General features: G+C 66.2%; 18 protein-coding genes. 12 read left to right on the top strand and 6 right to left on the bottom strand.

What is annotated here, in order from left to right; all coding sequences use genetic code 11:
• Positions 1-40 precede the first annotated feature (40 nt).
• Positions 41-520 (top strand): DUF6691 family protein, encoded by a 480-nt coding sequence (locus tag AKL29_RS17410; RefSeq protein WP_050384994.1) that lies wholly within the window; start codon positions 41-43, stop codon positions 518-520.
• A gap of 3 nt (positions 521-523) precedes the next feature.
• Complete coding sequence (locus AKL29_RS17405; RefSeq protein WP_050384993.1) at positions 524-910, top strand: RidA family protein; 387 nt, start codon at positions 524-526, stop codon at positions 908-910.
• Positions 911-1,258: 348 nt separating this feature from the next.
• On the opposite strand, the gene AKL29_RS17400 is transcribed toward AKL29_RS17405, so the two are convergent.
• Positions 1,259-2,020, bottom strand: a complete 762-nt coding sequence (locus AKL29_RS17400; protein WP_050384992.1) for an SOS response-associated peptidase — start codon at positions 2,018-2,020, stop codon at positions 1,259-1,261.
• Between the two features lie 62 nt (positions 2,021-2,082).
• Between AKL29_RS17400 and AKL29_RS17395 the strand changes: the two genes are divergently transcribed.
• The 5 genes from AKL29_RS17395 (at position 2,083) to AKL29_RS17375 (ending at position 4,575) form a co-directional block, all read left to right on the top strand.
• On the top strand, positions 2,083-2,583 hold the full coding sequence (locus tag AKL29_RS17395; protein ID WP_050384991.1) for a hypothetical protein: 501 nt from the start codon (positions 2,083-2,085) through the stop codon (positions 2,581-2,583).
• A 42-nt stretch (positions 2,584-2,625) separates the two neighbouring features.
• A complete protein-coding gene (locus AKL29_RS17390) occupies positions 2,626-3,045 on the top strand; it encodes an NUDIX hydrolase (RefSeq protein WP_028332617.1) in 420 nt (139 codons plus the stop codon).
• Between the two features lie 84 nt (positions 3,046-3,129).
• Entirely contained in the window at positions 3,130-3,507 is a 378-nt protein-coding gene (locus AKL29_RS17385) for a TIGR02301 family protein (protein WP_028332618.1), read from the top strand.
• Entirely contained in the window at positions 3,497-4,153 is a 657-nt protein-coding gene (locus AKL29_RS17380) for an HAD family hydrolase (protein WP_050384990.1), read from the top strand. The genes AKL29_RS17385 and AKL29_RS17380 overlap by 11 nt, the downstream gene beginning before the upstream one ends.
• Before the next feature lie 155 nt (positions 4,154-4,308).
• A complete protein-coding gene (locus tag AKL29_RS17375) occupies positions 4,309-4,575 on the top strand; it encodes a hypothetical protein (RefSeq protein WP_028332620.1) in 267 nt (88 codons plus the stop codon).
• A 65-nt stretch (positions 4,576-4,640) separates the two neighbouring features.
• Here AKL29_RS17375 and AKL29_RS17370 read toward each other — a convergent pair whose 3' ends face one another.
• Positions 4,641-5,975 (bottom strand): dihydroorotase, encoded by a 1,335-nt coding sequence (locus AKL29_RS17370; RefSeq protein WP_050384989.1) that lies wholly within the window; start codon positions 5,973-5,975, stop codon positions 4,641-4,643.
• Positions 5,976-6,103: 128 nt separating this feature from the next.
• Here AKL29_RS17370 and ygfZ point away from each other — a divergent pair, with 128 nt between their 5' ends.
• The 5 genes from ygfZ to AKL29_RS17345 all read left to right on the top strand — a co-directional run bounded on the left by ygfZ (position 6,104) and on the right by AKL29_RS17345 (position 11,653).
• Complete coding sequence (ygfZ, locus tag AKL29_RS17365; protein ID WP_028332622.1) at positions 6,104-6,985, top strand: CAF17-like 4Fe-4S cluster assembly/insertion protein YgfZ; 882 nt, start codon at positions 6,104-6,106, stop codon at positions 6,983-6,985.
• Complete coding sequence (locus AKL29_RS17360; RefSeq protein WP_028332623.1) at positions 6,982-7,608, top strand: DNA-3-methyladenine glycosylase I; 627 nt, start codon at positions 6,982-6,984, stop codon at positions 7,606-7,608. Before ygfZ ends, AKL29_RS17360 begins: the two co-directional genes overlap by 4 nt.
• The gene (locus tag AKL29_RS17355) at positions 7,605-8,216 is read left to right on the top strand and encodes a YfbR-like 5'-deoxynucleotidase (protein WP_050384988.1); all 612 of its coding nucleotides are present in this window, start codon (positions 7,605-7,607) and stop codon (positions 8,214-8,216) included. Before AKL29_RS17360 ends, AKL29_RS17355 begins: the two co-directional genes overlap by 4 nt.
• Before the next feature lie 115 nt (positions 8,217-8,331).
• Entirely contained in the window at positions 8,332-8,838 is a 507-nt protein-coding gene (locus tag AKL29_RS17350; protein WP_028332625.1) for a tyrosine phosphatase family protein, read from the top strand.
• Positions 8,839-8,947: 109 nt separating this feature from the next.
• The gene (locus tag AKL29_RS17345) at positions 8,948-11,653 is read left to right on the top strand and encodes a DUF2339 domain-containing protein (protein WP_050384987.1); all 2,706 of its coding nucleotides are present in this window, start codon (positions 8,948-8,950) and stop codon (positions 11,651-11,653) included.
• Between the two features lie 25 nt (positions 11,654-11,678).
• Here AKL29_RS17345 and AKL29_RS17340 read toward each other — a convergent pair whose 3' ends face one another.
• The 4 genes from AKL29_RS17340 to AKL29_RS17325 form a co-directional block, all read right to left on the bottom strand.
• The gene (locus AKL29_RS17340; RefSeq protein WP_050384986.1) at positions 11,679-11,912 is read right to left on the bottom strand and encodes a DUF6894 family protein; all 234 of its coding nucleotides are present in this window, start codon (positions 11,910-11,912) and stop codon (positions 11,679-11,681) included.
• A 139-nt stretch (positions 11,913-12,051) separates the two neighbouring features.
• On the bottom strand, positions 12,052-12,630 hold the full coding sequence (locus tag AKL29_RS17335; protein WP_028332627.1) for a hypothetical protein: 579 nt from the start codon (positions 12,628-12,630) through the stop codon (positions 12,052-12,054).
• 186 nt (positions 12,631-12,816) lie between these two features.
• Entirely contained in the window at positions 12,817-13,803 is a 987-nt protein-coding gene (gene acuI / locus AKL29_RS17330; protein WP_050385015.1) for an acrylyl-CoA reductase (NADPH), read from the bottom strand.
• A gap of 46 nt (positions 13,804-13,849) precedes the next feature.
• On the bottom strand, positions 13,850-15,094 hold the full coding sequence (locus tag AKL29_RS17325) for an MFS transporter (RefSeq protein ID WP_028332628.1): 1,245 nt from the start codon (positions 15,092-15,094) through the stop codon (positions 13,850-13,852).
• Positions 15,095-15,452 lie beyond the last annotated feature (358 nt).

Genomic DNA, 15,452 nt, shown 5'->3' with positions numbered 1-15,452 from the left:
TTTCCGAAAAGATCATGCTCAAACAAGGAGGGGTTTAGAGATGTCGGTGCTTGCCAGCTTTGTCTGCGGCCTGATCTTCGGCGCGGGCCTTCTGATCTCCGGCATGACCGATCCGCAGAAGGTGCTCGGCTTCCTCGATCTGTTCGGCGCGTGGGACGCAACGCTCGCCTTCGTGATGGCGGGCGCGGTTGCGGTCGCAGCAACCGGCTTTGCGATCGCGCGGCGGCGCGCCGCGCCCGCCTTCTCGGCGCGCTTCCTCTGGCCCGACCGCAGCGACATCGATGCGCCGCTGGTTGCCGGCGCCGTGCTGTTCGGCATCGGCTGGGGCCTCGTCGGCATCTGCCCCGGCCCCGCACTGGTCAATCTCGCCGGCCTCTCGCTGCCGGTCGTGGTCTTCGTCGCCGCGATGCTCGCAGGCATGATCGGCCAGAATCTCTTCGGCAGGAATCTTTGGCGCCGGCGTGCAGCGGCGCCGCGCGCCATCGAAGTTTCTCCCCTTCCATCTCGCGCAGACGGGTGACCCATGACCACAATCAAGCACTTCCCTCCTCCGCCCGGCGTCCAGGCGCCGCCACTCTCGTTCGGCGCCCGCGTCGGCGATTTGTTGTTCATCTCAGGCATTCCCGGCTTTGACGTCAATCGCGAGCTGCCCGACGGCTTCGAGGCGCAGTTCGCCAATGTCGTGACCAATTTCAAGCGCGTGCTGAACGAGGCCGGCGCGACGATGCGCGATCTCGTCAAGGTCAACGTGCTGCTGACGCGCGCCAGCGACGTCGCGACGATGAACGCGCTTTATGCCGGCGCGTTCGGCCCCGCCCCCTACCCCGCGCGCACCACCTGCGTGGTGGTGGCGCTGCCCAATCCGAAGATGCTGATCGAGATCGAAGGCGTGGCGCACGTGAAGGGGTGACGACTCTCTCCGTCATTCCCCGGTGTGCAATTGCGCACCTGAGGGTGCGCCGCTTGCGCGAACCTCGGAATGACGAGTGGAGAGAGTGGCGAAACGAAATGCAAAGCTCGGGCAGATCATGTTGCGAGAATGTCGAAGTATGATGCACTGCCCGTGCAACATATTCAGTGTCGTCCCGGCGAAGGCCGGGACCCATAGCCACAAATCTCAATTGGTTTGCGAAGCTGGAGCTGCAGCGCGCTTCAACAATGCAGACCTGTGGTTATGGGTCCCGGCTTTCGCCGGGACGACGACTTGGAGAGCTGCGCTTCAATTCCAGCCCTAGCTGCGCAGCTGTGCAGACATGTGCTAAAACAACGACCCCTGCCCGTCGTCCTCGCGCATAGTCGCCTTTCTCGGCGCGGCCTTCTTCGGTGCCGGCGCGTCCTCCGCGGCGATTTCCTCCGCGGTCATCGGCAACAGCAATTGCGCATCGTCGTTGGCGACGGCGTTGACGCGCATCGTCACCTGGTGCCAGGCGAACTCATCGACCTCGGGGCCCTTCAGCATCGGCATCACGTCGTCGACATCGTTCGGCAGGCAGTCGAGCCAGCGCGCGAATTGCTCGGGCCTGATCGTGACCGGCACGCGGTGATGCAGCTGCGCAAGATCGGGGCTCGCGGGCGCGGTGACGATCGCGACCGTGTCCTGCTCCTCGCCGTTCGGTCCCATCCAGGTCTCGGCGAGCGCGGCGAAGGCGAGCGGGTGTCCGTCGCGGCGATGGATGAAGAACGGCCGCTTGCGGCCGCCGGCATCCTGCCATTCGTAATAGCCGTCGGCCGGGATCAGCGCGCGGCGCCGCTTGATCGCGTTCTTGAAGGCCGGCTTCTCGCGCACCGTCTCGGAGCGCGCGTTGATCAGGAGCGAGAAGGTCCTGGGGTCCTTGACCCACGACGGGATCAGGCCCCAGCGCATCAATTGAAAATGCCGGCCGCCATTCTGCAGCAGCACCACCGGGATCGGCTGGGTCGGCGCAACATTATACCGTGGCGGAAAATTCGGCTGCTCGATATAGCCGAACATCTCGCGCAAGGCCGCCGGCGGCGAGGTTATGACAAAGCGTCCGCACATTTGCCGTCCAGAGTGGTATCCGTTTATTCTGCCTTAACTTGGAACGTTAAAGACTGCGATCAATGACCTCAACGGCCGCCATAGCGGGTTCTTCCCTGCGACCGACGTACCCCGACGAGGCGCGGGCGGCGCTGTTGCGCGCCGCCAACATCAATCCCCGCACCGGGCTTGCCACCGACTACCTCAATCACTTCAACGAAGCCATCATGCTGCTGGAGATGGTCCCGGACCTGCCGGAATGCGCCAGCGATTTCCTCGAATGGCAGCCGCTGTCCTATGCCGAGCATTTCACCGCGTCGAATTTCCGGGCGCGCGATCTCGCGATCGAGGCCTATGAGACCGCGGACGCCGCAATCCGGGCCGAATTCGACCAGCTCACCGACAGCATGACGAAGATCCTGACCGAGGTCGGGGCGGCGATGCGGCAATTGCAGCAGGACAAGAGCCGGGTCGCGCTCGCCGAGCAGGCGATCGTCTGGGTCAAGCCGCTGGTGATGCAGACCGCCGGCATCATCAACGGCGCCGCAGAGGCCGATGTCGACAGCATCATGGCGGGCGCCTGAGATATCGGGCATGATGGTCTTCACAACCGGCTGCCAATCACCTTGACCTCTCCCGAACCTCCGATCCGCCCGCAGCTCGCCGTGTCAGGCGTGATTTTCCGCGACGGCAAGGTGCTGCTGGTGCGCCGCGCCCGCTCGCCCGGCAAGGGCTTCTATTCGCTGCCCGGGGGCCGGGTCGAGTTCGGCGAGTCGCTGCATACCGCCCTGCACCGGGAGATCGACGAGGAGACCGGCCTCAAGGTCGAGATCGTCGGCCTCGCCGGCTGGCGCGAGGTGTTGCCGACCGGCCCCGGCACCGGGCACTACCTGATCATGACCTTCGCCGCGCGCTGGGCATCCCGCGAGCCCGTGCTGAACGACGAGCACGACGATTTCAAATGGCTGGCGCCGGAGGAGATCGGAGACCTCAAGGTCACCGGCGGCCTGCATGAGGTGATTGCGGCCGCACGGCGGCTGGTTTGAGGCCCGTCCGGGGGCTTTGGGGGGCTCGGCCGCCTTGCCTCGGGCGCATTGAGGGGGCATACCACGGCCATTCCGGAACCCCCGATGATCAAAGCCTTTCTCGCCGTTGTGATCCTGATGTCGGCATGCCTTGCGACGCCCGCCCGGGCGCAGGACGCGGCTGCGCCGTTCGACGGAGATTTGCAGCGGCTGGCCGAGATCCTCGGCGCCCTGCACTATCTGCGCGGCATCTGCGGCTCCAACGAGGGCGCCAAATGGCGCAACGAGATGCAGGCGCTGATCGATGCCGAGACCCCCTCCGGCGACCGCCGCGCCCGCATGATCGCGGGCTTCAACCGCGGCTATAACGGTTTCCAGCAGACCTACCGGACCTGCACGCCCGCGGCCACGGTAGCGATCCGCCGCTACATCGAGGAGGGCTCGAAAATCTCCCGCGACCTGACGGCCCGCTATGCCAACTGACGGGGCGATCTTCTTCGACCTCGACGGCACCCTGACCGACCCGAAGCCCGGCATCACCGGCTCGATCCAGTACGCGCTGGAAAAGCTCGGCCGCCCGGTTCCCTCGCAGGAGGACCTGACCTGGTGCATCGGGCCGCCCTTGCGGGCGAGCTTTGCGATGCTGCTCGGCGGCGAGGCGCTCGCCGACCGCGCGGTCGCGCTCTACCGCGAAAGATTCGGCGATGTCGGGCTGTTCGAGAACGCCGTCTATCCCGATATCGCGGACGTTCTGGCCGAGCTGCGCAGGGCGCCGGGCCGGATGTTCGTGGCGACCTCGAAGCCGCACGTGTTCGCGACGCGGATCATCGCGCATTTCGGCCTCGGCGGCTATTTCGACCATGTGTTCGGCTCGGAGTTCGACGGAACCCGGGTCAACAAGGTCGACCTGCTCGCCTATGCGCTGGCGCAGACCGGGGCCGATCCGGACAAATCCCTGATGATCGGCGATCGCAGCCACGACGTGATCGGGGCGAATCGAAACGGCATCCGGGCGGTCGGCGTCACCTATGGCTACGGCACGCCGGAGGAGCTGACCGAGGCCGGCGCCAGCCATCTGTGCGCCACGCCGCGCGCGGTGCTGGACCATATCCACAGCTCATTCGGCTGATCGCGGCCCGGACATCCGGAATTCCCCTTTAAATGCCGGGGCCGCCATTAACCTTTTCGAAAGATGTGGGCTAGGCGGTACCCGCATGCGTGATACATCTCGGACGTCGCAGTGGTTCGCTCCTCGGACCGCGCGCAGTCAATTTGCAGAGTTTCATGCGCCATCCAGCGTCCTTCCCCCATCACCAAGACCCGCGACCCGACCACGAGCAGAAGCAAGCCGCGCTGGGCTACCTGAACGAGGCCTGGGCTGAAGCGCGTCACGACGGCGTCGATGGCGACTGCCTCGCGCAGGCGAGCCTGTTTGCGGCGCTCGCCGAGCTGGTCGGCACCTATGGCGAAGACGCGGTGGCGAAATTCGCCGAGGGCCTCGCCGCGCGCGTGCGCAACGGCGAGTTCTCGCTGGCATTGGCCAGACAGTAATCCGATAGCGTTTTCGAGCGAAGTGGGCCGCCGGTTCGCGTGAAGAAAACGCGTCAAACGCGAACCTACGGCTTCAGCGTCTCGAGGAACCGAACCGGTTCGCCGGTGGACGGTGTCGTGACTTCGCCCTGCCACATCACCCGCCGGCCGCGCACGAAGGTGCCGACCGGCCAGCCCTGCACCCGCACGCCGTCATAGGGCGTCCAGGCGGCGCGCGAGGCGATCCATTTGTTGGTGATGGTCTCGCTGCGCTTCAGGTCGACGATCGTGAAGTCGGCATCGTAACCCGCCGCGATGCGGCCCTTGCAGGCGATGTTGAACAGGCGCGCAGGCCCCGCGCTGGTGAGATCGACGAAGCGAGCCAGCGACAGCCGCCCGGCATTGACGTGATCGAGCATCAGCGGCACCAGCGTCTGCACACCGGTCATGCCCGACGGCGAGGCCGGATAGGTCCTGGCCTTCTCCTCCAGCGTATGCGGCGCGTGGTCCGAGCCGAGCACGTCGATGATGCCCTGCTCGATGCCGTACCAGATGCCGGCGCGGTGATCGGCCGAGCGCACCGGCGGGTTCATCTGGGCCAGCGTGCCGAGCCGCTCGTAGCATTCGGGCGCCGCCATGGTGAGGTGGTGCGGCGTCGCCTCGCAGGACGCGACATCCTTGTGGTCGCGCAGATACAGAATCTCTTCCTTGGTCGAGATGTGCAGCACGTGGATGCGCTTGCCGGTCTCGCGCGCGAGATTGGCCAGGCGTTCGGTCGCCATCAGCGCGGCGGTCTCGTCGCGCCACACCGGATGCGAGCGAGCATCGCCCTCGATCCGAAGCGGCTTGCGCTCGTTGAGGCGATATTCGTCCTCGGCATGGAACGCGGCGCGACGCCGGATCACCTGGAAGATCCGCCGCAGGCTCTCGTCGTCTTCGACCAGCAGCGCACCGGTGGAGGAGCCGATGAACACCTTGACGCCGGCGCAGCCCGGGGCGCGCTCGAGCTCCGGCAGATCCTGCACGTTCTCGCGGGTGCCGCCGATGAAGAACGCGAAATCGCAATGCATGCGATGGCGGCCGCGCTTGATCTTGTCGGTGAAGGCCGCTTCGGTGACCGTCAACGGATTGGTGTTCGGCATCTCGAACACGGCGGTGACTCCGCCCATCACGGCGCTGCGCGAGCCGGTCTCGAGGTCTTCCTTCTGGGTCAACCCGGGCTCGCGGAAATGCACCTGGGTGTCCATCACGCCGGGCAGGATGTGCAGGCCCTTGCAGTCGATCACCTCGCCGGCCGAGGCCTGACTGAGCGAGCCGATCGCGGCGATGCGGCCGCCCGCGATACCGATATCGCGCACGCCCTCGCCGTCCTGATTGACCACGGTGCCGGATTTTAGAATGGTGTCAAAATGCTGATTCATCGGTCCTCGACGCCCGCTTTCGGCTGTCGCGCGGGCCTTGTTCGGCGCACTCTAGCGCCTTAGCTTGGCAGGGGATATCGCGGCCTGCGCGTTTCCCAAGGAACTTGGAAAAAGAGCCAATTTTGCGAATGAAAGCAGCGTTTCTTCCAGATCGGGGCGCGGTTAAGGTCTCTGGCGAGGACGCCCGCAACTTCCTCAACGGCCTCATCACCGCCGACATCGCCGAGTTGCGCGCGGGACAGGCCCGGTTTGGCGCGCTGCTGACGCCGCAGGGCAAGATCATCGTCGATTTCCTGATCACCGAGATACCCTCAGGCCATGGCGGCGGCTTCCTGATCGACGCGCCGCGCGCGCTCGCCAAGGGCCTTGCCGACAAGCTCGGCTTCTACAAGCTGCGCGCCAAGGTCGTGGTCGAGAACCTATCCGACAGCCTCGGTGTCCTGGCAGCCTGGGATGGCGAGCCGGCGGCGACGCCGGATCTCGCGTTCGCCGATCCGCGCAACCCAGCGCTCGGCTGGCGCATCCTGATCCCGGAAGATTTGAAGCAGAGGCTCACTGAGCTGATCGGTGCCGATCTCGTCGACTCCAGCGCCTACGAGGCGCATCGGATCGCGGCCGGCGTGCCGCGCGGCGGGCTCGACTTCATGTATGGCGACGCCTTCCCGCACGAGACCAACATGGACCGCCTCAACGGCGTCGATTTCGACAAGGGCTGCTATGTCGGCCAGGAGGTGGTGTCGCGCATGCAGCACCGCGGCACGGCGCGCACCCGCACGGTGAAGATCGTCCTCGACGGCCCCGCGCCCGAAGCCGGCGCAACGATCCTCGCCGGCGACAAGCAGGTCGGCACCATCGGCTCGACCGCCGGCGAGAAAGGTCTTGCGCTGGTGCGGATCGACCGCGTCGCCGATGCGCTCGACGCCGGCCTGGCGCTGACCGCGGGCGGGCTGTCGCTTCACCTCGCCGAGCCGGACGCCGTCCGCATCACACCCACGCAGACCGTTGCATGACCCGTACCGCGCAACTGCATCCCGACGGCAAGACGCGCTGCCCGTGGCCGGGCGAGGACGCGTTCTACGTCGCCTATCACGACAATGAATGGGGCGTGCCGGAATATGACGACCGCGCGCTCTACGAAAAGCTGATCCTCGACGGCTTCCAGGCCGGTCTGTCCTGGATCACGATCCTGCGCAAGCGCGAGAACTTCCGCAAAGCCTTCGACGATTTCCAGCCCGAGAAGATCGCGCGCTACAACGCCAAGAAGGTGCACGCGCTGATGAACGACGCCGGCATCGTCCGCAACCGCGCCAAGATCGAAGGCGCGGTCGCGAGCGCGAAGGGCTATCTGGAGATCATGGAGAAAGGCCCCGGCTTCTCGAATTTCCTTTGGGACTTCGTCGACGGCAAGCCGAAGGTCAATCAGTTCAAGACCACCGCGAGCGTGCCGGCCTCGACGCCGGTCTCGATCAAGGTCTCCAAGGAGCTCGGCGCGCGCGGCTTCAAGTTCGTCGGTCCCACCATCGTCTACGCCTTCATGCAGGCGACCGGCATGGTCAACGATCACCTCGTGACCTGCTTCTGCCACGAGAGCTGCAGCGGCAAGCTCCGCACACCGCGACTCAAGAAGAAATGACGGCGCGCAAATCGACGGAGACAACCCGCGCCTGGCAGCGGATGTTGTCGGGACGCCGGCTCGACCTGCTCGACCCGTCGCCGCTCGATATCGAAATCGTCGACATCGCGCATGGACTGGCGCGGGTTGCGCGCTGGAACGGCCAGACCAGCGGGGCGCACATCTTCTCGGTGGCCCAGCACACGCTGCTGGTCGAGGCCGTGATGCGCCAGCAGATGCCGCGCGTCGACATCCGCCATCGTCTCGCGGCGCTGCTGCATGACGCACCGGAATATGTCATCGGCGACATGATCTCACCGTTCAAGGCGGTGCTGTCAGGCGAATACAAGGCGGTAGAAAAGCGGCTGCTCGGCGCGATCCATATCCGCTTCGGCCTGCCTGCCGTGCTGGCCGACGAGATCACCCAGCAGATCAAGGCCGCCGATCGCGGCGCCGCATATCTCGAGGCCACGCATCTGGCGGGATTTTCGCAAGCCGAGGCCAAGCGGCTGTTCGGCCGCGATCCGGAACTGCCCGAAGCGACCGAGCGCGACTATCTGACGCCATGGACCGCCGCGCGGGCCGAAAAGCAGTTCCTCGAGCGCTTCAACACATTGCACGCCTCCTAGGCGCGGCACGTGTGCCGTCGGTTGCGCCGCAAAACGACGAATCGGCATGGCACCCCCGCCTTTGCCCGTTCGGGAGCAGCCGTTATAATCCGGCACCCCCGATAGAAGGACCATCATGCTTCACGTCTGCTCGCTTGCCGCACTCTCCGACACGGTTCGCGCCACCGGCGCCAGCCATGTGCTGACCGTGATGGCCAATGTCGACCAGGTGCAGCGGCCGCCTTCCGTGCTGCCGGCCAACCACCTGAAAGTGTCGATGGACGACATCATCGAACAGATGGACGGCTTCGTTGCGCCCAACGAGTCGCATATCGAGAAGGTGCTGAGCTTCGTGCGCGGCTGGGATCGCCAAGCACCAATGGTCGTGCATTGCTACGCCGGCATCAGCCGTTCGACGGCGAGCGCATTCGCCACGGTCTGCGCCCTCAACCCGCACCGCGACGAAATGTCCATCGCCCGGATGATCCGCGAGGCCTCGCCGATCGCGGCCCCCAACCGGCTGATCGTCAGCCTCGCCGACAAGGCGCTGGGGCGCGAGGGCCGGATGCTGCGTGCACTCGACGCGATGGGTCCCGGCAGCATGAGCGTCGAAGGCCGGCCTTTCCGCATCGATCTGGACTAAGCGCGGCCGGTCACCCCCGATCGCTTGAACTTCCGGTCCTCCTCACGGCACTACTAGGTTGCGACGGGCCGCTGGCTGGCCAAGTCCGGCGCGTCCCGCCGGAGGCCCAATGTTCGATTCGCCGTTCGACTTCCTGACGCTCGTCCTCGCCATCGTCGCGATCATTTTCGCGCGCAAGGCGCTGGGCCGGATCGACCTGCTGCAGCGACGCCTGGATGCGATCGAGGCCGCGGGCGGCGCCGCCGTGAGGACGGCCATGCCGCCACCGCTGACCCCGCTGCAGGAGTTCGAGCAGACGCCGCCGACGGCGCCGTCCGTCGCGCCGCCACCGCTCCCGGAGGCGACTCCCGGGGGACCGGCCGCGCAGACCGAGCCAGCCGCGGACGCGCCAGGTGCCGCACCGCCGCCCCTGCCGGAGCCGCCAGCCCCGCCGCAGCCGGCACCGGGCTTCGAGGAGACGCTCGGCACGCGCTGGGTGGTGTGGATCGGCGGCCTGACACTCGCGCTCGGCGGCTTCTTCATGGTGCGCTATTCGATCGAGGCCGGCTTGCTCGGCCCCGGCGTTCGCACGATGCTCGGCGGATTGTTTGCGCTGGCGCTGCTCGGCGCCGGTGAATGGACCAGGCGCCAGGAAAGCATCTCCAACATCGCGGCGCTGCCGATCGCCAACATCCCGGCGATCCTCACCGCCGCCGGCACCGCGGTGGCATTCGCCACCGTCTACGCCGCCTACGCGCTGTATGACTTCCTCGCCCCGGCAACCGCCTTCATCCTGCTCGGCATGGTCGCGCTCGGCACGCTGGCGGCCGCGCTGCTGCACGGGCCCGCGCTGGCCGGGCTCGGCATCGTCGGCGCCTTCGTCACGCCGCTCCTGGTGTCGTCAGACAAGCCCGATTTCTGGTCGCTCTACATCTACCTCGCTATCGTCACGGCGGCAGCGTTCGGCCTTGCACGCATCCGGCTGTGGCGCTGGCTCGCGGTCACGACGATCGCCTTCGCGCTGCTGTGGACCTTCCCTTGCCTGCAATGCGGTCCGGAGATGATCGCGCCGCACGTCTTCCATGTGATCGCTGGCTTCGTGCTGGCGGCGCTGCTCGTGGTCTGCGGCTTCATGCTCGGCCCCGGCGGCGATGGCGAGGAGATCGAGCCGATCTCCTCGGGCTCGCTCGCGGCTTATCTGCTTGGCGCGATGCTGATCGTGCTCAACAGCGCCCACGCCGACACCGCGATGATCGGCTTCGCGCTGCTGACGGCCGCAAGCCTGCTTGTCGCCTGGCGCGCGCCTGCTGCTACCCGTGCGATCGGCGCCGCGTCGATCTTCGTGTTCATCGTGTTCGGCGAATGGGCCGTCCGCCGCAACGTCGACATGCTGGTGCTGCCGGGCGGCGCGATCCCCGGCATCGGCCCGTCCGCGACCGATGGCTCGGTCTCGCTGCATCTCGTCACCGCCGCGCTGTTCGCTGCTGCGTTCGGCATCGCCGGTTTCCTCGCACAATTCCGTTTTGCCACCACGAAGGTCACGGTGACCTGGGCCGCCGCGGCCGTGTTCACGCCGGTCGCGTTGCTGGTCGCGCTCTGCGCACGCATCGCGCATCTCGACCGCTCGATCCCGTTCGCGGTCCTCGCCGTGCTGCTCGCCGCGGCCTATGCGGCTGCGACTGAAGCACTGACCCGGCGCGGCGAACGGCCGGAGCTGTCGCCTTCGATTGCGTTGTCCGCCACCGGCGCCCTCGCCTCGCTGGCGCTGGCGCTGACCTTCGCGCTCGACAAGGGCTGGCTCACCATCGCGCTCGCGCTGGTGTCGATGGGCACGGCGTGGCTGTCGGTGCAGCGGCCGATTCCGTTCCTGCGCTGGCTTGCCGCGATCCTGGCCGGCATTGTGGTGCTGCGCATCGGCTATGAGCCGCGGATCGCGGGCGACGCCGTCGGCACCACGCCGATCTTCAACTGGCTGCTGTGGGGCTATGGCATGCCGGCGCTGTCATTCTGGGTGGCAAGCCATTTCCTGCGCCGCAAGGGCGACGACGTCCCGCTGCGCATCGTCGAATCCGCCGCGATCCTGTTCACCGTGCTGCTCGCCTTCATGGAGATCCGCCACGCGGTCAACAGCGGCGATGTCTACTACGCCAGCGCCGGGCTGACCGAGGTCGCTCTGCAAGTCGGCGTGACGCTTGCGATGGCGATCGGACTGGAGCGGCTGCGCCTGCGCAGCGGCAGCATCGTGCACAATGTCGGCGCGATCCTGCTGACCGCGTTCGCCGGGCTCGCCAGCCTGTTCGGGCTGCTGGCGCTGGAGAACCCGATGCTGTGGTGGCAGGACGTCGGCGGCAGCTTCATCAACCTGCTGCTGCTCGGCTACGCGCTGCCGGCGGTGCTGGCGCTGCTGCTGTCCTATGCGGTGGCGGGCCATCGTCCTGCCGGCTATGCCAACACGATCGCCGCCGGCGCGCTGGTCCTTGCGCTCGCCTACGTCACGTTCGAGATCCGGAGGCTCTACCACGGACCGGTGCTGACGCGCGGCGAGACCACGGGCGCGGAGCAATACACCTATTCGATCGCCTGGCTGATGTTCGGCGTCGCGCTGCTCGGCATCGGCATCGTCGTCAACTCGCAGCGGGCGCGGCTCGCGTCCGCTGTGGTGATCGGGCTGACGATCCTGAAGGCGTTCCTGATCGACATGTCGACACTCACGGGTGTCTACCGGGCGCTGTCGTTCATGTGCCTTGGCATCGTGCTGGTCGCGATCGGCTGGCTGTATCAGCGGATCCTGTTTCGCAGGCGAACCACCCCGCCGCTCGCGCAGGCCGAGGGCTAGAACCTGCCGTCTCGAAAGACAGCCTTCAGTCGACGGACTCGGCGACCAGTCTAATCCTGAACACGGGTTTTCTGCCCTCGTCGAGCAGCTCCATGTGCCATTCGCTGTTCTGCTTCAGATTGCGCGAAATGCTGCCGAGGAAATTTCCGCAGACCTTGGTCATCTCGGCCCAGGCCACCTCGCGGCTCTCAAACTCCGTCGCGTGGTCGGATGCACCAGCGTAATCGCCGTCACTGATTCGAAAAAAATATTGCGCCATATGACTACTCAAAATCAGAGTCCCCAATGTCCCGCCTCGCGGCGAACGCCAGGTATTGAGTAGCGAGCAAGGCGTGGCGACCGCCATCCGTATGACTACGGCTTGGCGACGCTATTCCCGCTAGCGCGCAGATGAAAGGTTAGTCGGTGGAGCGGCGCAATTCCGGCGCGCTCTCGACCTTGGCGGGCTCGGCCTTGACCGGCTCGAGCTTCGCGCTTCCGACCTGCGGCGTCTCAACGCGCGACACTTCGGTCTGCGAGGCATCCGCCGATCGGGTGCGCGGATGCAGCGAGCGCGGACGCGCCGCCGCGCGCGCCATCAGCATCTGCTGGCCGCCCTGGTGATGGAAATCGCAATAGGCAAAGCCCATACCGGAGACCGAGCCGCGGAACGAGCGGTCGTCCTGCTTGTCGAGATTGAAGCACGGTTCGAACGGAATGCCCTTCAGCGACGCGCAAACGCTCTGACCGCGGATCTGCAGCGTGTTGCCGGGCAGGCGCAGGTGACGGATCGGCCCCGAGCCGGAGAACTGGACCGAGCCTGCCGCACCCAGATCGTCGAGGATGCGGCCGGCGCCACGGGTACCATCGAAACAGGTGAACGCGAACACCTTGCCGGCGACGAATCTGCGGGCCTCATCGGCGTTCATCATGCCCGCGAATGCCGGCACGACCATTGCTCCGGCCGTGACGGCCCCCAACACCAAACGCGCAAGCATGAGCTACTCCACTTACGAGCGCGGGCACTCGCTCCTTGTTGCGCATGCCCCCCGCACCGACGCTTTTCGACGTCTGCGCGAGGAAACCCGGCCCCCCGGGATCATGCTGCAAGTCTCTTTACCCGCTGCTTACCATACCAACAGTGGCAACATTGGAGCAGCTTGGTTGGTAAAGTCTGAACGTCCTCAGACTATTTTTACCACGATGCGGCCGCGGACCTGGCCACCGAGGATTTTCGCGCCAAAGCCCATGACTTCGTCCAGGGTGATTTCGTGAGTGATATCAGCCAGTTTTGCCTTGTCGAGATCGCTGGCCAGGCGGCGCCAGGCGGTCCTCCGCAGTTCGATCGGACACATCACCGAATCGATACCGAGAAGGCACACGCCCCGCAAAATGAAGGGCGCGACCGACGACGGCAGATCCATACCGGCCGCCAGACCGCAGGCCGCGATGGCTCCGCCATACTTGGTCATCGACAGCAGGTTGGCGAGCGTGGTCGACCCGACGCTGTCGACGCCGCCGGCCCAGCGCTCCTTCGCCAGGGCCTTGGGCGCACCTGACAGTTCGGCGCGGTCGATCACCTCGGTGGCGCCGAGACCCTTGAGGTAGTCGGTCTCCGACATCCGTCCGGTCGACGCGATGACGTGGTAGCCGAGCTTCGAGAGCACGGCGATCGCCACCGAGCCGACGCCGCCGGCGGCACCCGTGACCACCACCGGGCCGCTCTTCGGGGTCAGACCATGCTTCTCCAGCGCCAGCACCGAGAGCATCGCGGTATAGCCGGCGGTACCGACCGCCATCGCATCGCGGGCCGAGATGCCGTCGGGCAGCCGCACCAGCCAGTCGCCCTTGATCCGGGCCTTTTCAGCATAGGCGCCGAGATGGGTCTCGCCCATGCCCCAGCCGTTGCAGACGACCTTGTCGCCCGCCTTCCAGTCCGGATGGCTGGATTGCTCGACCGTGCCGGCGAAATCGATGCCCGCGATCATCGGGAACCGGCGCACCACCGGCGCCTTGCCGGTCAGTGCGAGGCCGTCCTTGTAGTTCAGTGTCGACCACTCGACGCGGACGGTGACGTCGCCGTCCATGAGCTCGGCTTCGTCGAACTGGGTGAGTGCGGCGGTGGTACCCTTATCCGCCTTGTCGATCCTGATTGCCTTGAACGTTGCCACGATGTGCACTCCCCGTAATCTTGGTTTCGGGGAATGGTTTACCCCATCAGGCAGGCTGCGCAACCGGGCGGGCGACGGGCTTTTCGACGATCGGCAGGTTGATCAGCGCAGACAGCACGCCAAACAGCACCGACAGCCACCAGATCGGGGTGTAGGAACCGTACTGCTCGAACACGATGCCGCCGAGCCAGACGCCGAGGAAGCCGCCAACCTGATGGCTGACGAAGGCGAAGCCGTACAGCGTCGCAAACCAGCGCGTGCCGAACATCAGCGCCACCAGCGCCGAGGTCGGCGGCACCGTGGAGAGCCAGGTCAACCCGGAGATCGCGCCGAACGCGATCGCCGAGAAGGTCGTGATCGGGAACGAGATGAAGGCGACGATCGACAGCGCGCGGGTGAAGTAGATCACCGACAGGATGTAGCGCTTCGGGAAGACATTCTGCAGCCAGCCCACGCTGAGCGAGCCCACGATGTTGAACAGGCCGATCGCCGCGATCACCCAGCCGCCGGTCGATGCCGGAATGCCGCGGTCGGCGAGATAAGCCGGCAGATGCACGGTGATGAAGGCGAGCTGGAAGCCGCAGGTGAAGAAGCCGAGCACCAGCAGCACGTAGGAGCGATGGCCGAACGCCTCCGCCAGCGCGGTCTTGAACGACTGCTGATCGGCCGGCGCGGCGTCATTCGTCTCCGCCGGCGGCGTCGAGAGCGCCAGCGACAACGGCAGGATCAGCAGCATCAGTGCGCCGAATACGAGGAGCGCGGTCTGCCAGCCGAAATTGTCGATCATCGCGACGCCGAACGGCGCGAACAGGAACTGGCCGAACGAGCCCGCGGCGGTGCCGGCGCCGAGCGCGATGCCGCGCTGCGCGGGCGGCAACAGCTTGCTGAACGCCGACAGCACCAGGTTGAATGAGGAGCCCGACAGGCCGAAGCCGATCAGGACGCCGGCGCCGATATCGAGCGACAGCGGCGTCGTCGAATAGCGCATCAGCAATAGACCGGCGGCGTAGAGCAGCGCGCCGACGACCATGACGCGCAGCAGGCCGAAACGGTCGGCAATCGCACCGGCGATCGGCTGGCCGAGCCCCCACAGCAGGTTCTGCAGCGCCAGCGCGAGGCCGAACACGTCGCGGCCCCAGGTGAATTCATGGCTCATCGGCTGCACGAAGAAGCCGAGGCTGGAGCGCGGGCCGAAGCTCAGCAGAGCGATCGCGCAGCCGCAAACGATGATGACCAGCGGCGTGCGCCACGTGCCCGACGTCGGTCGAAGATCCCCGGTGGTAACGGCCATCTTGTCTTCCCCCGCAATTGCTGCGCGGGGAGCAGCCCCGCCGAACGTTACGGGGAGTTAATGCAGATGCATGAAAACCCCAAGAGGGACCGGAGAAAAATATTCGCCTGCAGGGCTGCTCTGCAGAATCGGAGAGGATGATGACCGTCATTCCGGGGCACGCCCCGCGGGCCATCCCGGAACGACGTCGTGAGGTTGCGACGCGTCTGCCCCGAATATCGCGACGGGCTCAGGCCGAATGGCGGGGAACGTTGTCTTCTCCTTCCCCCCCCTGAAAGGGGGAAGGTCGGGATGGGGGTCAGCCACACGCATCGCTGCGTGGAGGGACCGGATCGCCACCCGCTTTGCTCTGACGAGC

Origin of the sequence: Bradyrhizobium pachyrhizi, from assembly GCF_001189245.1 — a bacterium.
Classification (GTDB): domain Bacteria; phylum Pseudomonadota; class Alphaproteobacteria; order Rhizobiales; family Xanthobacteraceae; genus Bradyrhizobium; species Bradyrhizobium pachyrhizi.
Note: the sequence above shows the minus strand (reverse complement) of the source record. Positions and strands in the feature narration are given on the sequence as shown.